The following is a 19,479-nucleotide window of genomic DNA, read 5'->3' on the forward strand; positions in this document are numbered from 1 at the left end:
AACGGCCGGCCAACGCTTGCACGCTGACCGGCCGTCCTGTTCGTGCAGGAGCTAGAGGGCTTCGTCCCGTGCCGGTGCCAGGTCAACAGCTTGCCGCAGGGCCTCGAGCAGCGACTCGTGGTCCGCAATGTTCTTGCCGGCGATGTCAAAGGCCGTGCCGTGGTCAACGGACGTCCGCACCACGGGGAGCCCCACGGTGATGTTGACGCCGTTCTCCAGGCCAAGGACCTTCACGGGGCCGTGGCCCTGGTCGTGGTACTGGGCCACCACCAGGTCGAAGTCGCCGCGGCCGGCCAGGAAGAACAGGGTGTCCGCCGGGAGGGGACCGAAGGCGTTAATCCCTTCCGCCTGCGCTTTCTCGATGCCCGGCTGGATCTTCTCCGCCTCCTCGCCGTAGCCGAACAGCCCGTTCTCACCGGCATGCGGGTTGATGGCGCACACAGCGATCCGCGGGTTCTCGATGCCGGAGGTGCGCAGCAGTTCATACCCGCGCTTGATGGTCCGGTAGACCAGGTCCCCGTTGATCTTGGCGATGGCGTCGATGAGCCCGATGTGGGTGGTCACGTGGATGACGCGCATCTTCGGCGCGGTCAGCATCATGGACACTTCCTCGGTGCCGGTCAGTTCGGCGAGGAGCTCGGTGTGGCCGGGGAACTTGTGCCCGGCTGCGTGCAGGGCCGCCTTGTTAAGGGGGCCTGTGCAGATGGCGTCAACCTTACGGTCCATCGCCAGCTGCACGGCCTTCTCGATGAAGAGGTACGAACCGTGCCCGGCCGCGGCGGACAGCTCGCCCCAGGCGAGGTCCTCCGGGATGCAGTCGATGTCGAGGACGTCGATGGTGCCTTCCTGGAACAGCGCGTCCGACGGCTCGGCCACCTTCCGCAGGGCCAGCGGGCTGGCGACGATGTCCGCGGCGAGCTGCAGCCGGCGAAGATCGCCGATGACCAGCATCCGCGCCTTGGACCGGAGTTCGCTGTCCGCCAGGGCCTTGACGATGATTTCCGGGCCAATGCCGGCGGCGTCCCCCATGGTGATGGCTACGATCGGGCGTCCCATTACTTGGTACTCATTTCAGTCGTTGTGCTAGAGAAAAACTGTGTGGTCCTGGCCAGCGTGCCGGCATCGCCGAAGGCGCCGGCCTTGGTGACCAGGAGGGGGAGGGGCGCGGGCAGCAGGCTCATCACGACGCCGGGCTCAACCTCGCCCAGGACGGTAAAGCTGCCGACGCCGAGCGCCTTGAGGACCGCCGTCGCAGTCTCCCCGCCCGTCAGGATCAGGGCTTCGCAGTTCCCGATGCCGCCGGCAGTGGCCCTCGCCAGCGCTTCGGCCACGACCAAGGCCTGCGATTTGTCCACGGCACCCATCGGATTTGGCGTCAGCACGACGTCGGTCCGCAGCATCGCGGCCGCTACGTTCCGGGCAACCGTCGGGTCCTCCAGCGCCTGGTGGTCCAGCGTGATGTGCTCGGCACCTGCGGCGACAAGGGCCTCGGTGTGCTGCCGGGCGAGGCCGGAATAGCTGCCGATCACGGTCAGCGTCCGCTGTACGTGCTGTGCGTGGTCACGAAGGACATCGCGTCCTTCCTCGCGTGCGGCAACGTGGCCGGCCAGCCCGCCGGAACCCACCAGGAGGGCAGGAAAGTCCAGCAGGGCTGCCGCGGCGGCGATCTGCTGAAGGTCATCGTCAGAGACCGCGTCAAGTACGACGGCGTCAGTCCCGCGGTCCCGAAGGTCCTGCAGGTGCGCCGCCAGGTCCTCCGGGGTGCGTGCCGTTTCCCGGCCCACCAGTTCAGCGGAAAGACCTCCGGCGGCAACTGCTGCCGCCACGTCGCCGTCGAACCGTCCCTGCGCGTTCTGCGCACCGTTGACATGGACCATGCCGCGTAGGGTGGTCCTTCCCGTGGCCGGAAAGGCAGGGGCCACCAGGGCCAGGCCCCTGCCGCGGCCGTTACTGACGCTGGCCAGCGCTGCGGCAATCTCGGGGCCGAGGTTGCCGCGGAGCAGCGAGTCGATCTTCTTGAAGACCTGCCGGTCCTGCCCAAGGGCCTGTGCCACCGCGGCAGCCACGGCGGAGGCAGCCTCCTCCGCCGCAAGGTAGCGGCTCTCGGTGTTGACCGACAAGATGTCCGCCTCCGGCCACGTGGAGGCCAGGTCAAGGATTACGCAACTGCTGTGGGTGGGTCCGTAGGCTGCGGCGGCATCTGCCGCTCCCGTCAGGTCGTCGGCGATGATTGCCCAGCGCTTGGCTGCGGTGGCGTTCATACTGCTGGGGACACCTCGCGGGTTTCCACGGTCTGCTTGGCCTTCAGGCGCTTAGCGTACCAAGCGACCATGAGGGGGCAGCCGATGGCGGTGACCACCACGGAGGCTGCCACCAGCACGGTGGCGGGGCCGGCTGCGGCAGAGTAGGCCGGGTTGGCGGCGGCCACCAGCATGGGAACGGTGGCGGCGTTGCCGGCAGTGGTTGCTGCCGCGAGGCCGGCGATGCCCGAGCCGCCGGTCAGCTTGTCAGCGAAGAAGAGCACGGCGCCGCCGGCGATGAGCACGAACAGGCCCAGGCCGAGGCCCAGCAGTCCGGCGTTGAGCACCTGGCCCAGGTTCAGGCCGAAGCCGAGGGCCAGGGCGAAGAACGGAATCAGCACCGGTGCCGCGGAGGAGAGGAACTTGCGCATGGCCGGGTCCAGGGCGCCCAGGATCGCACCGAGGAGCAGGGGGATGATGGCGCCCACCAGGGCCTGCCATGGGAAGGCTGAGAGACCTGCGACGCCGAGGGTCACCATGGTCAGGAAGGGGCCGGATTCAAGGGTCATCACGGAGTACGCCGCAACGTCCTTGGGCTTGCCGTACTGGCCCATGAGTGCCATGTACATGCCGCCGTTGGTGTCGTTGAGGGCGGCCAGGATGGCCAGGACCGAGAGGCCCGAGAGCAGTCCGCCGTCGATGGGAAGTTCACCCATGAACCTGCCGGCGATGACGCCGATGATGATGGCGAACAGGACCTTGCTGCCGAACAGCACGCCGCCCTTTTTCAGGATGTACGGGGTGGCTTTGATATCGATGCTCGCGCCCATGCAGACATAGAAGACCGCAAGGATGGTGGTGCCGCCGGTGAAGAGCGCGCCCGTGAAGGAGCCGAAGAACTTGGCGGAATCCGGGGCGAAGGTGCCGAGGACGGCGCCGATGAGCAGGGGGATCAGCATCATGCCGCCAGGAACCTTTTCCATAGTGGCCTTGATTGGGACAGACATAAAGCAACCTCATTGTTGTTTGGGGAGGGGGAGGTCGGGCGGGCCGCCCAAAAGCATGATGTAGATCATAGGCACTACTGCGTGATTAGCGCAAGGCTACTTGCGCGAAACGCGCAATCCGGATGATTGGCGCACAATCTGGCCTCGCGCCGTCGCAATGTCAGGGGCAGCTTTTACGCTCTGCCTGTGCCGAAATTTCCTGTTGCCCGTTCCCGCGCTGACCGTGCAGTGCCGGCCGGCCGAGTGGGCTATGACCTGACCGCCAGCCGTCTCCTGCTCCACACCTTCCAGACCGAGGATGCTTTCGAGGAGCTCCTTTCGACCGGGCAGCTCCTTCCGGACCCAGATCTGGCGGAGCCGCTGTTCGCCGACGCCTATGCCTGGATGTTCCGGGAGATGGACCGCCGCCTTCCCACCAGCGGCGACGGCGCCCTTTGGTTCTGGGCGCGCACTACCCGTGAATACCTGGTTGACAGCTGCAGGCGCAACCGGGGAGACGTCCTGCTCACGTGCCGGATTCCGCGGGAACGGATGCTGCTCTCGCACCACTGGGACTGGCATTGCGCCCTCAGCGGCATTCCGCACGTGCTGGAACTGCCCGGTGAAAGCGATGATGACTACGAGGCACGGCGGGACCGGATCTGGGACGAAGTCGAAGACCGGAAGGGCGCAGCCGGTGTGCTTGGAAAGGGATTCCGGGACTGGCCCGAGGACGTGCGCAGGGATCTCGAACGGAGCTGGGAGCAGTTCCTCGACCCGTCAACCTACGGCAGGTGGGACACCGTGCAGGCAACGGCGCATGCTCTGTACGCCGAGGACGTCGTCAGTGCCGTGCGGCTGGACCCGCGGTAGGAGCCCGTCCGGTGCGCGAGTTCCCAAGGCACGCCTGAGCGCCGGCCGCGGGAAACCGGCGTCGTCGGCGTCACTGGGCGAAACTGCACGTTCGTGCAAACGCCTGTGGTCGCTTGGCCCGCCGCTGGCATGCCCCCATTTAGCTACTCACCAGTAACAATACGCGTGCTGTGGGTCACAGTTGCCGCGGAGGCTGCTGCTGGTAAGCCCGGGTTTTGGCCGCACGTTCGTGCACTTCCGCTGCGCAGGAGCAGCACCACTGCCAGCATGGAAAACCTCGGCCGGACCTGATGGACACCCCCAAGACCATCAGCCCGGCTTCCCCATAGACAGATGAACAAAGAGGTTTCCATGTCCTTGCTTAGCCGAGCCCTGTCCGTTGCCGCCGCAGCCGTCCTGACCTCATCCCTGATGGCCGCCCCCGCCCAGGCCGTCGACATCTCCCCGCCCGGGGCCAACGACTGGTCCTGCAAACCTTCAGCCGAGCATCCTTACCCGGTGGTGTTGGTTCCCGGAACGTTCGAGAGCATGGAGAAGAACTGGTCCACGCTCTCGCCGGACCTCAAGAGCCGGGGCTACTGCGTCTTCGCCCTCAACTACGGTGCCACCAACGGCGTTTACGCCACGGCCCCGGTCAAGGATTCGGCGAATGAACTTGCCCCGTTCGTGGACGCTGTCCGCTCCGCTACCGGCGCCAAGCAGGTGGACCTGGTGGGCCACAGCCAGGGCGGCATGATGCCCCGCTATTACATGGGCTTCCTGGGTGGCGCCAAGTACGTCCACCAGCTTGTCGGCATCGCACCGTCCAATCACGGCACCGAAGGCGTGATCCTTCCGCCGCCGGATCTGGTGCCCACGCCCGACTACACCGCCGCCGGATGCGCCGCGTGCGCAGACCAGCAGGCCGGTTCGCCGTTCATGCAGGAGCTGAACTCGATCGGCGATACCGTCGCGGGCCCTGCCTACACGGTCATTTCCACCACCCATGATGAAGTGGTCATCCCGTACAACAGCCAGTTCCTGAGCGGCAGCGCCCGGCAGGTCACCAACATCACTATCCAGGACAAGTGCCCGGCCGACGTCATCGAACACGACCAGGCGCCCAATGATCCCGTGGTGCACCAGCTGGTGGCCAATGCCCTGGCCCAGGCGTCCGGCCCGGCGGATCCCGCCTACCAGCCCGCCTGCATTTAGGCGTAAAGACGTACGACGGCGGGAGGCCGGCTCTGAAAGCCGGCCTCCCGCCGTCGTGGTGTCTAAAGCCCCGGCCGCGTTTGCTTAGCCGGCGTGCTCCGGCGCCGGGTTCCGCGCGGAAATGACCTGCGGTACCGTCACGAGTGCCACGACGGCCAGGGCGCCGGCGGCGGCGAACGCGTAGAAGCCCCACGGGTAGGCGATGCCAGCGGCCACCAGTCCGCCGGTCACGGCAGGTCCGGCGATGGCGCCCACGCGGCCCACGCCGGCGGCGAAACCGAGGGCGGTGGCGCGCAGCCGGGCCGGGAACAGCTGGCTGACCCAGGCGTACACGAGGACCTGGGAGCTGAAGACGAACACTCCCGTGACGAAGACCAGGGCGTTGAGCAGGATGGCGTTGTCAACCTTGACGCTGAGAAGGGCAAGGCAGACCGCGGACAGGCCAAACCAGAGCAGCACGATCCGCTTGGTTCCGTGCTTGTCCGCCAGGATGCCGGCGATGATCAGGCCGGCCACGGCGCCAAGGTTCAGCACCAGGAGCAGCGAGATGCCCGCGCTGACGGGATATCCCGCGGACGCCATGAGCTGCGGCAGCCAGGTGTTCAGGCCGTAGACCAGCAGGAGCCCCATGAACGAGGCCGCAGCGATGGCCAAGGCCACCAGTGGGTACGGCTTCTTCGCGAGGTCGCGGACACTGCCCTGCTCCTGCTTCTTGGCCTCCCGTTCTGCCGGCAGGGTCTCAGGGAGCTTGAACCAGAGGAGGGGCACCAAGGCCAGGCCCGCAATGCCGCCCACCACGAACATGGTGCGCCAGTCCGGGATGACCATCAGCGCCAGGAAGGCCGTGGCCACTGCGCCTGCGTGGTAGCCGGTCATGGTCCGGGTGGTCGACTTGCCCGCGGAGCCGGCGGGTGCGTAATCGTTCATGTAGGCCAGGGCAACCGGGAGGCAGGCGCCAAGCCCCAGGCCGGCCAGCAGCCGGAACGTGCTGAACACTGCCACGTTGGGCGCCCAAATCACCGCGATGGTGAAGATGGAGAACCACAGAACGCAGGCAACCAGCAGCTTGCGGTGCCCGAACCGGTCCGACAACGGGGCAATGAACAGTGCGCCGAGTCCCACGCCCACCAGGGAGATGGTGGCGGCCAGCGTGGCGCCGACCGCGTCGAAGCCAAGCTCGCCGCTTTTGATGAGTGTGGGAATGACGGTGCCAAGCACCACCAGGTCGAAGCCGTCCAGGACCATGGCCAGCCAGCAAAGCCAGACCGGCCAGCGTGACGCGCGGGTGGAAGGAGACGTAGTCATGTAATCCTCTTTGATCAGGGAAGCGGGAGCGGCACGCCGCGATGCGAGCCCGGTCACCAGGGGGAGTGACCCACGGCATGCTTTCTCATGGGAGGCTACCGCGAAGTTCATTAAACGTACAAATGTTCGATCAGCGAACATGCCGGGCGAAACTCCTCTTGCCAGAGTTGCTTGTGGCAAGGCCTGTTCAGGTGTGGCCTGTGGGGCGCAAGATAAGCCATGAAAAAGATGCTTACCGCAGGCCTGGCTGCGATGGTCCTGGTCCTCGGCGCAGTAACGGCGGCTGCCCCGGGGAACGGCGCCCCGCCGTCCTCGCCCGTACCGGGACAAATCCTGGTCAAATTCCGGGACAACAGCGCCGCTGCCGGGGTCCTGGGCCAGCATGGGCTCACCGACGGCCCGGCGATAGGCAGCACCGGCGCCCACCTCATCACAGTGCCGGCGGGCAGGGAACTGCAGCTCGTGGCGGCGCTGGGCCGCAGTTCCGCCGTTGAGTACGCCGAACCGGACGAACTGGTTACTGCCGCCACGGCCGACCCGTACTTCGACCGGCAGTACGCCCTGCAGAACACGGGCCAATCCTTCACGAACACCGACGGAACGGTAACCGTCGCCGCGGGCACCACGGACGCCGATGTGGACGCCGTCGAGGCGTGGAATGTCACCATGGGAACCGGCGTCCGGGTGGCCATCATCGATTCCGGGGTTGCCATCAACCACGAGGACATCTCATCCAAGGTGGTGGACCGGGCAAACTTCAGCGACACCCAGATCCTCGCCCCGGAGGATTACGACCAGTACGGCCACGGCACCCACGTGGCCGGCATCGTGGCGGCCACGGCGGACAACTCCCTGGGCGTGGCAGGCGTGTGCCCGGGCTGTTCCATCCTGGACGCCAAGGTCCTCAACAGCAGCGGGTCCGGCTCTTCCTCGGGCATTGCCAAGGGCCTCGACTGGGCTGTCGGCAAGGGTGCCAAGGTCATCAACATGAGCCTGGGCCAGCGGGTGTCGTCACGGACCCTCGAAGCTGCCGTGAACAACGCCTGGAACCAGGGAGTGGTGATCGTAGCCGCGGCCGGCAACGCCGGTACCCAGGCCCAGGTCTACCCGGGCGCTTATCCGAACGTCATAGCGGTAGCAGCAACCGATAACAATGACGCCAAGGCGTCCTTCTCCACGTACGGCAAATGGGTGGACGTCGCTGCCCCGGGGGTCCGGGTCTACTCGACCCTCCCGACCTACACGTCCGTCCTTGGTACGCAGAACAAGCTTTCGCCCGGATACGACATCCTCAGCGGCACGTCAATGGCCTCACCCATCGTCGCCGCCACTGCGGCGCTTGTGTGGAGCACCCCATCGGGCACGTCAAACGCAACCGTCCGCGCCAAGGTGGAATCCTCAGCTGATCCCATCACCGGCACGGGTTCCTACTGGGCGCACGGCCGGGTGAACGCCTGCAAAGCAGTGGACGCCGCCGGTTGTTGAGCGTGGCAGGCGGGGGTGCGGGCCCGCCGTCGTCCTCCCGCCGTCCGGTCCTGATTCCCGAAGGAGGCAACGGGATGCAGCCAGCGCTCCCTCGATCCAGGCGCTTTCGGCGTGCAGCAGCAACAGGCGCCGCCCTGCTGGCGCTCTTTGCCACGGGCTGCACCGGCACCCCGTCTCCACCGGGCAGCGCCTCACCGGCGCCGGATATCCATATCGCCGCTGTGGGCGATATGAACCCCCCTGCGAACACTGACCCGGACAGCCCATCCGGCCGGAACGGTGCGGCGATCAGCAAGCTGGTCAGGACCAACGATATTGACGCGTTCCTGGGGCTCGGGGACTTCCAGTACAGCACCGCACGCTGCGAGGACTACGTGAACTTCTGGAAACCGCTGTGGGGCGGCACCCTGCCCAAGATGTACTGGGTGTCCGGCCCGAACCACGACTGGGAACCCGGCCGCAACGAAGACCTGGACAACTTCATGAACGGCCAATGCCCGGGGTCCCCGGACAAGGCGGCCATCAACGAGGAACGCGGGTTCATCGCGAACGGCCAGCCGTACTCCAGGGATTTCGGGAAATGGCACTTCGCCTTCCTGCCATCCGCGCTGTGGCGGTACGACACCGCGGAGGCCAAGGCCGCGACCGGCTGGCTGGACAAGGATCTTGCTGCTGCGGAGGCGGCAGGCCAGCACCTGGCAGTCGTCTACCACGAGCCGTACTTCACGTCGGAGACGAGCGAGCACCGGCGGACTGCCGCCCAGAAGCCGTGGATCGATGTGATGTGGAAGCACCGCGTCCGGCTAACCCTGTCCGGTTCACAGCACAACTACGAGCGGTCCTGCCCCGTCAACAAGGCAGACAAGTGCGTCGATGAGGGCATGACCGCGTTCCAGGTTTCGACGGGAGGCATAGACCTGCGTCCTTTCACCAGCAGTCCGCCGTACATCGCAAAGCGGTTCAGCGACACCCATGGGTTCCTCCGGCTGACGCTCCATGCCGACGGTTCATTCGGCTGGAACTTCGTGGCCACCACGGGGTCAGGGGAGGATTCGGGGACCCGCTCCGCGCCGTGACCACGCCTGGTGATCCCTCCCGGGAAGCGCGGCGGAGACCATCTTTGGGGCTTTTACCCCTAGCCGGGCCGCCCGGCCCGGGGCAAAGATAGCCGGCATGAGAAAACTCTTCGCCGCCGGTCTCGCGGCAGCAGTCATGGTGCTTGGTCCTGTCCCGCTTGCCCTTCCCGCCACCGCCGCGCAGGGTGCGCCTGCCGCGCCGGGGCACATCATCGTCAAGTTCCGCGACGCCGGTGCTGCCGCCAACGTCCTCCAACGGCACGGCCTCGCTGGTGGGTCCAGCATCGGCGGCACGGGCGCCCAGCTGGTCAGCGTTGCCGCGGGAGGCGAAACGCAGCTCATCGACGCACTAAGCCGGGACCCCGCCGTCGAATACGCCGAACCGGACCAGCCGGTGGGTGCCGCCACCTCTGACCAATACTTCCCCCGCCAGTACGCCCTGCAGAATGACGGCCAGTCGTTCACCAACACCGCCGGCGACATCACGGTCCCCGTCGGCACCAAGGACGCTGATGTGGACGCCGTCGAGGCGTGGAACACCACCACCGGCAACGGCATCAAAGTCGCCGTCCTGGATTCCGGCGTCGCCAGCGACAACCTTGACATTGCCCCCAAGGTGGTGGCCCGCGCCAACTTCAGCAGCTCAGCCACCAAGGCCGGCGACCCCGTCGCGGAGGACTACTACGGCCACGGCACCCATGTGGCCGGCAACGTCGCCGCCACCGTGGACAACACCATCGGGGTGGCCGGCGTCTGCCCGGGCTGCACCATCCTGGCCGGCAAGGTCCTCAACGACAGTGGCGTCGGGTCCAGCTCCAGCCTGGCAAGCGGCATCGACTGGGCGGTCAGCAACGGTGCCAGGGTGATCAACATGAGCCTGGGAGTGCGGGCCTCGCGCACCCTGGAAGCCGCCGTCAACAACGCCTGGAACAAGGGGGTGGTCCTGGTGGCTGCGGCGGGCAACGGCGGCAACCAGACCAAGATCTATCCGGGCGCCTACCCCAACGTCATCGCCGTCGGCGCCACCGACAACAACGACGCCAAGGCTTCCTTCTCCACTTACGGCGCCAGCTGGGTGGACATCGCCGCGCCCGGCGTGAACGTCTACTCCACGTTCCCCAACCACCCGTTCGTCCTGGCAACACAGAACAACCGTTCGCAGGGCTATGACGTGGGCAATGGCAGTTCGATGTCCTCAGCCATCGTGGCCGCTGCCGCCGCCCTCGCCTGGAGCGCACACCCTGGCGCGACGAACGCGTCCATCCGGGCAGACGTGGAATCCACTGCCGACGATGTTCCCGGTACCGGCACCTACTGGGCATACGGCAGGGTCAACGCGGCCGCCGCCGTGAAGTAGCCCGGTGAAGCAGCCCGCGGCCGGAGACTAGCCCGCGGGCTTCAGGGCGGCCTGCCAGGCGGCAACCGCACGCGCCCCGCCCAGGGTCCAGGTGGCCGTCCCGGCTGAACCTGCCGTGCCCTGGACCTTGTCCGCGAGCTCGGCGATCTGGCCACCGGCGGCCTGCCAGCGCTGGGTCCAGCCGCTGGGTGCCGACGACACTATCGGGGATGCGCAGTCGCAGCCCACGCCGCCGATCAGCATGGCACCGTTGGTGGCGGTTGTGACGCTTGGGGCGGTGATGCTGGTGGCGGTGTACGTGGCGTCCACGGCCGTCGCGACCGGGCTGTCAAGCGGCGCGGTGTTGTTCACGCCCCGGTAGCCGGTGATGCCGCCGCCCCACTTCACGGCGGTGCCGAGGGTCCACGAGTAGCTGGCAGGATCCGAGGCGCCCACCACGTGGTAGTAGACGAAGACCTTGGCACCGGAGGTGGACGAGCTGTTGATGCCGAGGCCGTTGACCAGCGGAGTCCAGCCCGCCGGGACGGATGCCATGGCCGGGTTCAGGTCCGCCGTGATGGCAGCGACCAGGACATCGCCGGCCGCAGTACCGGCGGGAGCGCTGATGGAGACGGCGGAGGCAGCTGTTCCGGCGTAGGTGGTCACTGAGCCGACGGCGGTGATGCCGGCGGACGCTGTGGCTGCACTGACGGTGACGGTGGTGCTCGCTGAGCTGGAACCGGCGCTGTTGATGGCGGTGAGCTTCGCGGTGTAGGTACCGGCTGCCGCGTAGCTGTGGGCGGGATTCTGCGCTGTGGACGTGCCGCCGTCGCCGAACTCCCAGGCCCAGGACGTGGGCGTGCCGGTGGACGTGTCGGTGAAGGCGACGTTCAGCGGCGCGGTCCCGGAGGTGGGGGAGGCCGAGAAGGACGCCACCGGCGCTGTAACGGCCGGCCCCAGCGGACGGTCCGAGTACCAGTAGCGTTTGGCCACGTCGTCGCTGGCCATGACCACGATGCCCGTGGAGCTGTCCACCCCCTGCTTGGTGGTGGTCACATTGTTTATGCTGGACGACGAGGCGCTCTGGATGATGGGAGTCCCGCGGCCGGTGCCGAAGACCGGGTTGTCCATGGACGCCGTCTTCTCGTAGATGCTGCCGGCAACCCCGGAGTACGCGCAGCCGCTGACCGAGGTGGGCGGGGCGGTCTGGAACGCATGGACCAGGTTGTTCTGGGTGTCCAGGACAATCTGCGGCCTGCTGACGCAGTCACCGGTGGTGGAGATAGTCGATTGCGTGAAGGATCCCGTGCCCGGTTTGAAGACGAGCAGCAAAAGCTGCGGAAGGGTGGGATCACTGGAGATGTCGTTCAGGCTGGTTTTCACCGCGGCGAAGACCCGGCCGCTGGTATCCGACTGCAGGGACTTGATGTTCAGGTGGTCGTCGGCCTGTCCCTGGCCCCGGATGGCCGGCTGGAAGTTCCAGGACGACGATGCGGTGGGGGAGGTCCCGTCCGTGCGCGAGGCCCACCACACCGAGCCGGTGAGCTGGTCGCTCCACATCACGCCGATCTTGTTCTTGTTGTAGGACACCACGGCGGAGATGTCGTCCGGTGCCGGGTGCGGGTTGGAGACCGGGAGGACGAACGGCGCAGCCCAGCTGGAACCGCCGGGCGCCGAGTTGTTGACGTAGACCGTGTTGGTGAATCCGCTGGTGCTGTTGCCGGCCACCTGCGTCCACGTGGCCCAGATGGCGCCGGTGCTGTCCTCATCGATGGTCATCGATTCGCTGCTGTTGTTGGTGATGACCCTGGGGAACCCGGCGTCCAGCGTGTACTTCCCGCCGGCGTAGCTGTACCGGTAAAGGTAGGCGGGCTGTCCGGCGGCAGAGGGAACCGGATTGGCGTCGGTGGAGACCGTGACCACGTGCGAGGCGATGTAGAGGTGGCTGCCGTCCCACATGGTGTCCGCCAGGGTGCTGCCGCGGGTGTCATTGACCACGCCCGTGTTCACCCAGGTGGCGGTGGGGCGGTCCAGCCGGTAGATGCCCCATCCGCTGCCGCTGGTCCACATGTCCGCCCACCAGGAGCCGTCGTTCCACCAGAGCTTGCTCTGCGGCTTGTCAGAGGTAGGCGGATTGGCGACGCCTGAGTAAGTGATGCTGGGGGTGCCGTAGACGGGATCGGCGGATGCCGGGGGAGACGCGACGAGGGCCAGTCCGGCTACAAGTGCCAGGACCACCGCGTGCCGTAACCACCTGGGGGAAACTGCGATCTTCATGGCCGGCTCCTGGGCGCTGATGCTTTAGGCAGATTCTCTTTTCCGCTGAGGTCGTATTCGCCGGCCCAGCCCGGCGCGGACCCCCTAGGGGAACACGAAGGTACCCCTAGGGGACTAAGAGTAGGCTCCATTAGGTACCCCTACAAGGACACTCGGTACCTGTTTTTGTTGCCTGGGGCTACGGGTTATTCACCTGCTGGACTCTGCCACCATGTGAGTGTTGGGCGACACCGCCGGCTCATCATCGACGCGTTTGCGTCACTCTTGGCTTCGCGAGGAGCAGGAAACCCCGCAAATGAAGGGTGCTGCACCAGCAAGAGGCCCATAAGTCACGCAAACGCGTCCCCGCGGAAGGTCAGGCGCGCGGCTGCAGCCCCGGGACGCCGTCGCGGATCTCGAAGGAGGCCTTCGTGGAAACCGGGGCGCCCGGCGTCGTGACATGGTCCAGCACCCTGAAGTCCGCGGTCATGGCGTCCCTGGTGATGCGCGTGCTCACGTAGCCGCGGTTGTCGTTATAGAACTTCAGGTGCGGGTTCCAGGCCATGGTGGCGTCCGTGGTGGAGCCGGTGCCGTCGCCGGTGGACGTGACGGAGGTGCAGACGAGCTCCGAGCCCACCACCGGGGAGGCAGGATCCTTGTAGTCCACCTTGACGTCGTTGGCCCAGTTGCGGTGCACATCGCCGGTGAGCACGACGGCGTTCCGGACGTTTGCGTCCACCCAGCCCTGGGTGATGCGGCGGCGGGAGGCCGCGTACCCGTCCCAGCCGTCCATGGACACGTCGTCGATCTCGGGTGCCTTGTTGCGGTCCCGCTCGGCGAAGAAGACCTGCTGGCCCAGGATGTCCCACCGCTGCGTGGAATTCCTGAATCCGTCCAGCAGCCACTTCTCCTGCTCGGCGCCGGTGATGGTCCGGTCCTCCGCCAGCCGCTCAGCCACGTTCTTCTTCCAGCCGTCACCGGCGAGCTGATCGTCGCGGTACTGCCGGGTATCCATCATGTGGAAGTTGGCCAGCTGGCCCCACTGGATCCTGCGGTAGATCTTCATGTCCGGCCCGGACGGGAGCGACGACGGGCGGAGCGGCATGTTCTCGTAGTAGGCCTGGAACGCGGCGGCGCGGCGCTGCCGGAAGTGTTCCACGCTGTCGTTGAGCTGGCTGGCGTCGTTGTTTTCCGGCACGTCGTCGGCCCAGTTGTTGTCCACCTCGTGGTCATCCCACACCACTGCCCAGGGTGCGATGGCGTGCGCGGCCTGCAGGTCGGCGTCGGCCTTGTACTGGGCGTGCCGCTGCCGGTAGGTCTCCAGCGTGACGGTCTCAGGGCCCTCGTGGTCCCGCGGGTTGCCGCCGCCGATCACGTAGCTGCCCTTCTTGTATTCGTAGAGGTAGTCGCCAAGGTGCAGCACCAGGTCAGGGTGGTCCTCCGCGAGGCGGCGGTATGCGGTGAAGTAGCCGTGCTCGTACTGGGCGCAGCTGGCGAACGCCATGGCCAGGGAGGCGGGGGTCTCGTGCAGCGCGGGGCTGGTCAGGGTTCGGCCCACAGGGCTCACGTGCCGGCCGGCGCGGAACCGGTAGAAGTACTCGCGGCCTGCCTTCAGGCCCCGCAGTTCCACGTGCACCGAGTGCGCGGCCTCAGGACGGGCCTGCTCCGCGCCGCGGGCCACCACGTTCCGCATGCCCTGATCCTCGGCCACCTCCCACTGCACAGCCACCGGCCGCGACGGCATGCCGCCCAGCCCGTCCTCCGCCACGGGGTTCAGCGCCAGGCGCGTCCAGAGCACGAAGCCATCCGGCCACGGCTCGCCGGAGGCGATGCCGAGCATGAAGGGATCGGTGCGGAGGCCGGCGTCGTCAGCGGTGGAAACAGCGACGGCGGCATTCGGCAGGGCGGCAACCAGGCCGGCTCCGAGGCCGGCGGAGATGAGGGTTCTGCGGGAGATGTTGTCCATGGCTCCCACGCTATTTCCAGCCGTTGTACAGGTTTTGAGGAGGATATGAATGCGCGGTTAACGGCGTGACAAGCCTTGTTAATCATTTCTTTGGATGCCGCGGTGGACGGGCCTTTGGACTCTGGATTCCGCAGGGCCTGCCGGGCAGAGTTGGGGCCGACCCATCCGGTTAGGGAAAGAAGGCACCACCATGCCCCGCACGTCCGTTATCACCGGTGCCGCGTCCGGCATCGGCAAGGCAACCAAGGACCTGCTCGAGCAGCGGGGCGAACGCGTGATCGGAGTGGATCTCCATGATGCGGAGGTGGTGGCTGACCTCTCCACCGCGGAGGGCCGCGCCGGCCTGGTGGACGCGGTGCGAAAAGTCAGCGGCGGCAGGATCGATGCCATCTACGCAGTGGCCGGGCTCGCCATCCCGGCTCCCGCCACGGTGGCCGTGAACTTCTTCGGCACCGTCGCCTCGGTGGACGGGCTCCGGCCGCTGCTGGCTGGGTCGGAGGCACCCCGCGCCGTGGTGGTGTCCTCCATGGCGGCACTCATGGCCAGCGACGATGAGCTGGTAGCGCTGCTCACCGCGGGGGACGAGCCCGGTTCCGTGGCCCGGGCCGGGGTCCTGGCCAAGGAACCAGCCACCACCGGCGGCCTCATTTACTCCTCCACGAAGCTGGCGCTGTCGCGGTGGGTCCGCCGGCAGGCTTCCACTGCAGCATGGGCCGGTGCGGCGATCCCGCTGAACGCCGTGGCACCTGGTGTCATCGCAACGCCCATGACAGCCGAGCTGATCGATACCGAAGAGGAGCGGGAGGCGCTGCTGAAAATGGTCCCGATGCCGCTGAACGGTATCGCCGAACCCATCGTCGTTGCCCGCCTGCTGGCCTGGCTCAATAGCGCCGAAAACACGCACCTGTGCGGTCAGATTGTCTACGTTGACGGCGGCAGCGACGCTGTCCTTCGCGGGGACTCCGTCTGGTGACGGATGGGGCCGGCCCCTAGCTGATGGCGGTCATCACGTTCCAGCCGGGGCCTACGTTGATGCGCCAGCCGAAGAGGCCGTTGCCCTGGCCGGGGTAGGTCCAAAGCGTCCCGTCGGTGTCGCGGGCGACGAGGTCGGGTTTGCCGTCCCCGGTGAGGTCTCCTGCTGCGCTGATGGCGGTCATGACGTTCCAGCCGGGGCCTACGTTGATGCGCCAGCCGAAGAGGCCGTTGCCCTGGCCGGGGTAGGTCCAGAGGGTGCCGTTGGTGTCGCGGGCAATCAGGTCCGGTTTGCCGTCTCCGGTGAGGTCGCCTGCTGCGCTGATGGCGGTCATGACGTTCCAGCCGTCGCCCACCTTGATGCGCCATCCGAAGAGGCCGTTGCCGAGGCCGGGGTAGGTCCAGAGGGTCCCGTTGGTGTCTCGGGCAACCAGGTCCGGTTTGCCGTCTCCGGTGAGGTCGCCTGCTGCGCTGATGGCGGTCATGACGTTCCAGCCGTCGCCCACCTTGATGCGCCATCCGAAGAGGCCGTTGCCGAGCCCCGGGTAGGTCCAGAGAGTCCCGTTGGTGTCGCGGGCAATGAGGTCAGGCTGCCCGTCTCCCGTGAGGTCGCCTGCTGCGCTGACCGCCGTCATGACGTTCCAGCCGTCGCCCACCTTGATGCGCCAGCCGAAGAGGCCGTTGCCGAGGCCGGGGTAGGTCCACAGGCTCCCGTTGCCGTCCTGTGCCAGGAGGTCTGCCTTGCCGTCACTGGTGAAGTCCCTCGCCACCGGAGCCGCGGCCGGGCCGGTAAAGAGCAGGCGGTTGGGGGTGCCTGTTGACACGTTGGTGACAGTGCCCTGGGTGGCGGCGGAGGTGAGTTCCGCTGCCACCGCAGCCGGCGTCTGCTGCGGGTTCCGCGACAGGGAAAGCGCCGCAGCACCGGCAACGTGCGGAGACGCCATGGACGTGCCGCTCAAGGTCGCTACCGAGGTGGTGGAGGTGTCCCAGTCGGACTGGATGCCCACGCCCGGCGCGTACAGGTCAACGCAGCTCCCGTAGTTCGAGAAGCCTGCCTGCCGGTCCGAGGAATCGGTGGCGGCGACGGTCAGGGCCTCGGCCACCCGTGCCGGGGAGGTGGTGCAAGCGTCCACCGCGGCGTTTCCGGCAGCCACCACGGCTGTGACGCCGTCATTGATGATTCCCCTGATGGCGTCATCCAGCGTGGTGCTGGTGGGGCCGCCAATGCTGAGGTTGGCCACCGCGGGCGTGCCGGCGGCATGCTGGGACGCGATCCAGTCGAGCCCCGCGATGACGTCCGAGTCATACCCGGACCCGTCGCAGCCGAGTACCCGTACCGGAACCACGCTGGCTGATTTGGCCACCCCGAAGGTCTTTCCGGCGATGATGCCGGCGACATGCGTGCCGTGGCCGTTGCAGTCGCTGCTGCCCTTGCCGTCGGCGATGGCCGTCCAGCCTGCGGCCACCCGGCCGCCAAAGTCCGTGTTTTCCGCCAGGACTCCGGTGTCGATGACGTAGGCGCTGACGCCCGCGCCACTGGCAGTGGGCGTGAAGGTGTTCGAGAGCGGGAGCGCCCGCTGGTCGATCCTGTCCAGGCCCCAGGGCGGTGACTGCTGGGTGTCGGAAACCGAAACGGGCGAATCCGGCTCAATCAGGGAGATCCGGGGTGAATGTGCCAGGGCAGCCGCCTGCGCTTTGGTGGCGGTGATGGCCGCTCCCCGGACCGCTGCGGAGAACGTCCTGCCGACGCGGACCCCCTGGGACCGAAGGGACTGCGCCTCCGTTGCCACGTCCGAGCCCTTGGTGAAACTGACCAGGTAGCGGCCCTCGTCACCGGCCAAGGGGCCGGCCGCCTGCGTGCCACCGCTGACTGCGGGGGAGGGCAGGGGAGCGACGGTCGCCGCAGGGGTGAATGCCGTGGCCGGGGAAGCCGCCAGCATGACGGCAGCCGTGGCTGCCAGCACCGCGCCGGCGGAGCCCCTGAATCGCTTGGAAAATGACATGGGTGGCCTCCTAGTGACCGATCCATCCTGCGGTGAATAAACCTCGAGCGGTTCCGCAGGCCGTTCCGGGCACTGCAAAGGAGGCAGGTGTTGCCCACCGGCAGCGGGTACAACCGCCGGCAGTAAATTCGGTAGCCCCAAACATCCCTTGTGCTCCCCAGCTTTCGGCGGAAACGGAAACCATTCCCTGGTCCGCACTGCCCGTCCTGTCCAGGAGCCCCGGCTGAGCCCGGGGTCGGTTCTCCAGCGCAGGCATAGCGCCGGACGGTGTGGCCCCGGCCATTTTACAACTCCCCGGTTACGGAAGCGGCGGCCCCACCTTGGCGCGCTCAACCAGCGGGGCAGGACGCCCGGAAGGCCAGGTACCGCGGATCGCCGCGGCCCACCAACCGGCCCAGTGCCTCGACCGCGAGCGGGTCAACAGCTCCCATGTCCGTGGAAAGCCACTGAACCAACAGCGAAGCGTCCCCGCCGGCCCGCACGGCCGATCCCACGGCCAGGTCCAGCTGGTCCCGCAGCAGCTGCACGGCAAGGGCAACCGACCGGCGCAGCAGGGGTGCCCGGTACGCTTCCAGCGCGTCCGCCACATGCCCGTCGCGCAGCAACCGCAGGACCCTCCCGGAATCGGAATGTCCCGCAAGGCCAGGGGCCAGGCGGTAGGGGTTGGACTCCACGGCACCGCCCAGCATGGACCGCACCCGGAACATCTCGGTCCGGATGGCTTGCGGGGTTCCGGCATCCCCATGAAGCTCGTAGGCCAACTCCTCCGCGGACCAGCCCTGCGACCGCGAATCCAGCAGCGCCAGGATTTCCGCCCGGCGCAGGGTCAGCGGCCTGCGGCTCCCGTCAGCGAACACCGCCGCGGGCTTGTCGCCGAGCAGTTCCAGCGACTCCACCGCCACGGACCGGGCTGCAGCAGGCGCAGGCCGCCGCGACGCACGCCCGGAAGACGCACCCACGGCAGACGCACCCACGGAAGAGGAGGCACCCGGGGAGGTGCCGCCGTCGGACGTTCCCAGCAAGGCCTCCGCCACCCGGACGGCGCACCGCACCATCCGCAGCGTGTCCGCGCTGATGGTGTCCAGCGGTCCCGAGACATCCAGCACGCCCAGCACCCGCCCCGTGGCCGGGTCCGTAATGGGCGCCGCCGTGCAGGCCCACTCGTGGTGCGTGCGCACCAGGTGCTCGGCGGAGAACAGCTGCACGGCGCCACCGGTGACCAGGGCCTCGCTGATGGCGTTGGTGCCGATGCCCGCCTCGGACCAGTCCGCGCCTTCGGAGAACTCCAGCGTGTCGGCCCGCCGGAGCACGGCCGGGCTGCCCACCCGCCACAGGATCTCGCCGCTGGCATCGGTGAGGACCAGCAGGTGGCGGCCGGACCGGGAATCATCGGCCAGGAGGTCGTGGAGCGCCGGCATCACCTGCTGCAGCCGGTGTTCCCGCCGCAGTTCCAGGACCTCGGACACCTCGTGCAGGTGCCGCGGGCTGTGCTGGTCCGGGCTGATGCCCAGGGCCATGGAGCGCCGCCACGACTCCGCCAGCGGCGTGGGGATCTCGGGCCGCGGGACACCGGCGATGACCAGCTCGTGCGCGCGCCGCAGCGTCCGTGCGTACCGCGCCGGGTCCGAAAACCTCTGGCCGTAGTCCACCGTTTCCTCCTCGCAGCCGGCTCCCTTGCCGGATCCGTGTAACGCCGCTGTTACCCCCGCCGCGTTCAACTGGTGATGCAGCTCACGCCCGCCCCAGCATATCGGGCAGGCGGAGCCCATGAAACAGCACAAAGGAGT

The 19,479-nt window shown here is 67.5% G+C and carries 14 protein-coding genes; 6 read left to right on the forward strand and 8 right to left on the reverse strand.

Features of this window, described 5'->3' with window-relative positions; translation table 11 throughout:
• Positions 1-51 precede the first annotated feature (51 nt).
• Genes pdxA through LDO22_RS19425 form a run of 3 tightly spaced genes read right to left on the reverse strand, consistent with a single transcriptional unit; the run spans position 52 to position 3,247 of the window.
• Positions 52-1,056: a 4-hydroxythreonine-4-phosphate dehydrogenase PdxA gene (gene pdxA, locus LDO22_RS19415; RefSeq protein ID WP_224025344.1), complete on the reverse strand. Its 1,005-nt coding sequence runs from the start codon at positions 1,054-1,056 to the stop codon at positions 52-54.
• Complete coding sequence (locus LDO22_RS19420) at positions 1,056-2,261, reverse strand: four-carbon acid sugar kinase family protein (protein WP_224025345.1); 1,206 nt, start codon at positions 2,259-2,261, stop codon at positions 1,056-1,058. Before LDO22_RS19420 ends, pdxA begins: the two co-directional genes overlap by 1 nt.
• The gene (locus tag LDO22_RS19425) at positions 2,258-3,247 is read right to left on the reverse strand and encodes a 2-keto-3-deoxygluconate permease (RefSeq protein ID WP_224025346.1); all 990 of its coding nucleotides are present in this window, start codon (positions 3,245-3,247) and stop codon (positions 2,258-2,260) included. The genes LDO22_RS19420 and LDO22_RS19425 overlap by 4 nt, the downstream gene beginning before the upstream one ends.
• A gap of 186 nt (positions 3,248-3,433) precedes the next feature.
• On the opposite strand from LDO22_RS19425, the gene LDO22_RS19430 reads away from it, so the two are divergent.
• Together LDO22_RS19430 and LDO22_RS19435 are read left to right on the forward strand one after the other, a co-directional pair.
• The gene (locus LDO22_RS19430) at positions 3,434-4,099 is read left to right on the forward strand and encodes a DUF3841 domain-containing protein (RefSeq protein WP_224025347.1); all 666 of its coding nucleotides are present in this window, start codon (positions 3,434-3,436) and stop codon (positions 4,097-4,099) included.
• A 351-nt stretch (positions 4,100-4,450) separates the two neighbouring features.
• Positions 4,451-5,293 (forward strand): alpha/beta fold hydrolase, encoded by an 843-nt coding sequence (locus tag LDO22_RS19435; protein ID WP_224025348.1) that lies wholly within the window; start codon positions 4,451-4,453, stop codon positions 5,291-5,293.
• Between the two features lie 84 nt (positions 5,294-5,377).
• Here the strand turns inward: LDO22_RS19435 and LDO22_RS19440 are convergent, their stop codons facing one another.
• Positions 5,378-6,598 (reverse strand): aromatic acid/H+ symport family MFS transporter, encoded by a 1,221-nt coding sequence (locus LDO22_RS19440; protein ID WP_224025349.1) that lies wholly within the window; start codon positions 6,596-6,598, stop codon positions 5,378-5,380.
• Positions 6,599-6,817: 219 nt separating this feature from the next.
• On the opposite strand from LDO22_RS19440, the gene LDO22_RS19445 reads away from it, so the two are divergent.
• From LDO22_RS19445 to LDO22_RS19455, 3 genes are all read left to right on the forward strand, one after another.
• Positions 6,818-8,083: a S8 family serine peptidase gene (locus LDO22_RS19445; RefSeq protein WP_224025350.1), complete on the forward strand. Its 1,266-nt coding sequence runs from the start codon at positions 6,818-6,820 to the stop codon at positions 8,081-8,083.
• Positions 8,084-8,157: 74 nt separating this feature from the next.
• Positions 8,158-9,159: a hypothetical protein gene (locus LDO22_RS19450; RefSeq protein WP_224025351.1), complete on the forward strand. Its 1,002-nt coding sequence runs from the start codon at positions 8,158-8,160 to the stop codon at positions 9,157-9,159.
• Between the two features lie 97 nt (positions 9,160-9,256).
• Complete coding sequence (locus LDO22_RS19455; protein ID WP_224025352.1) at positions 9,257-10,516, forward strand: S8 family serine peptidase; 1,260 nt, start codon at positions 9,257-9,259, stop codon at positions 10,514-10,516.
• Between the two features lie 27 nt (positions 10,517-10,543).
• On the opposite strand, the gene LDO22_RS19460 is transcribed toward LDO22_RS19455, so the two are convergent.
• Both LDO22_RS19460 and LDO22_RS19465 read right to left on the reverse strand, forming a co-directional pair.
• Positions 10,544-12,772 carry a PKD domain-containing protein gene (locus LDO22_RS19460; RefSeq protein ID WP_224025353.1) on the reverse strand — a complete coding sequence of 743 codons (2,229 nt, stop codon included), beginning with the start codon at positions 12,770-12,772 and terminating at the stop codon, positions 10,544-10,546.
• A gap of 355 nt (positions 12,773-13,127) precedes the next feature.
• Entirely contained in the window at positions 13,128-14,717 is a 1,590-nt protein-coding gene (locus LDO22_RS19465; protein ID WP_224025354.1) for an alkaline phosphatase D family protein, read from the reverse strand.
• Positions 14,718-14,907: 190 nt separating this feature from the next.
• Between LDO22_RS19465 and LDO22_RS19470 the strand changes: the two genes are divergently transcribed.
• A complete protein-coding gene (locus LDO22_RS19470; RefSeq protein ID WP_224025355.1) occupies positions 14,908-15,690 on the forward strand; it encodes an SDR family oxidoreductase in 783 nt (260 codons plus the stop codon).
• A gap of 16 nt (positions 15,691-15,706) precedes the next feature.
• On the opposite strand, the gene LDO22_RS19475 is transcribed toward LDO22_RS19470, so the two are convergent.
• Both LDO22_RS19475 and LDO22_RS19480 read right to left on the reverse strand, forming a co-directional pair.
• Entirely contained in the window at positions 15,707-17,692 is a 1,986-nt protein-coding gene (locus tag LDO22_RS19475; protein ID WP_224025356.1) for a S8 family serine peptidase, read from the reverse strand.
• Between the two features lie 329 nt (positions 17,693-18,021).
• A complete protein-coding gene (locus tag LDO22_RS19480) occupies positions 18,022-19,341 on the reverse strand; it encodes a GAF domain-containing protein (protein ID WP_224025357.1) in 1,320 nt (439 codons plus the stop codon).
• Positions 19,342-19,479: the final 138 nt, after the last annotated feature.

The sequence above is a fragment of the Arthrobacter sp. NicSoilC5 genome (assembly GCF_019977395.1).
In the GTDB taxonomy this organism is placed as follows: Bacteria; Actinomycetota; Actinomycetes; order Actinomycetales; family Micrococcaceae; genus Arthrobacter.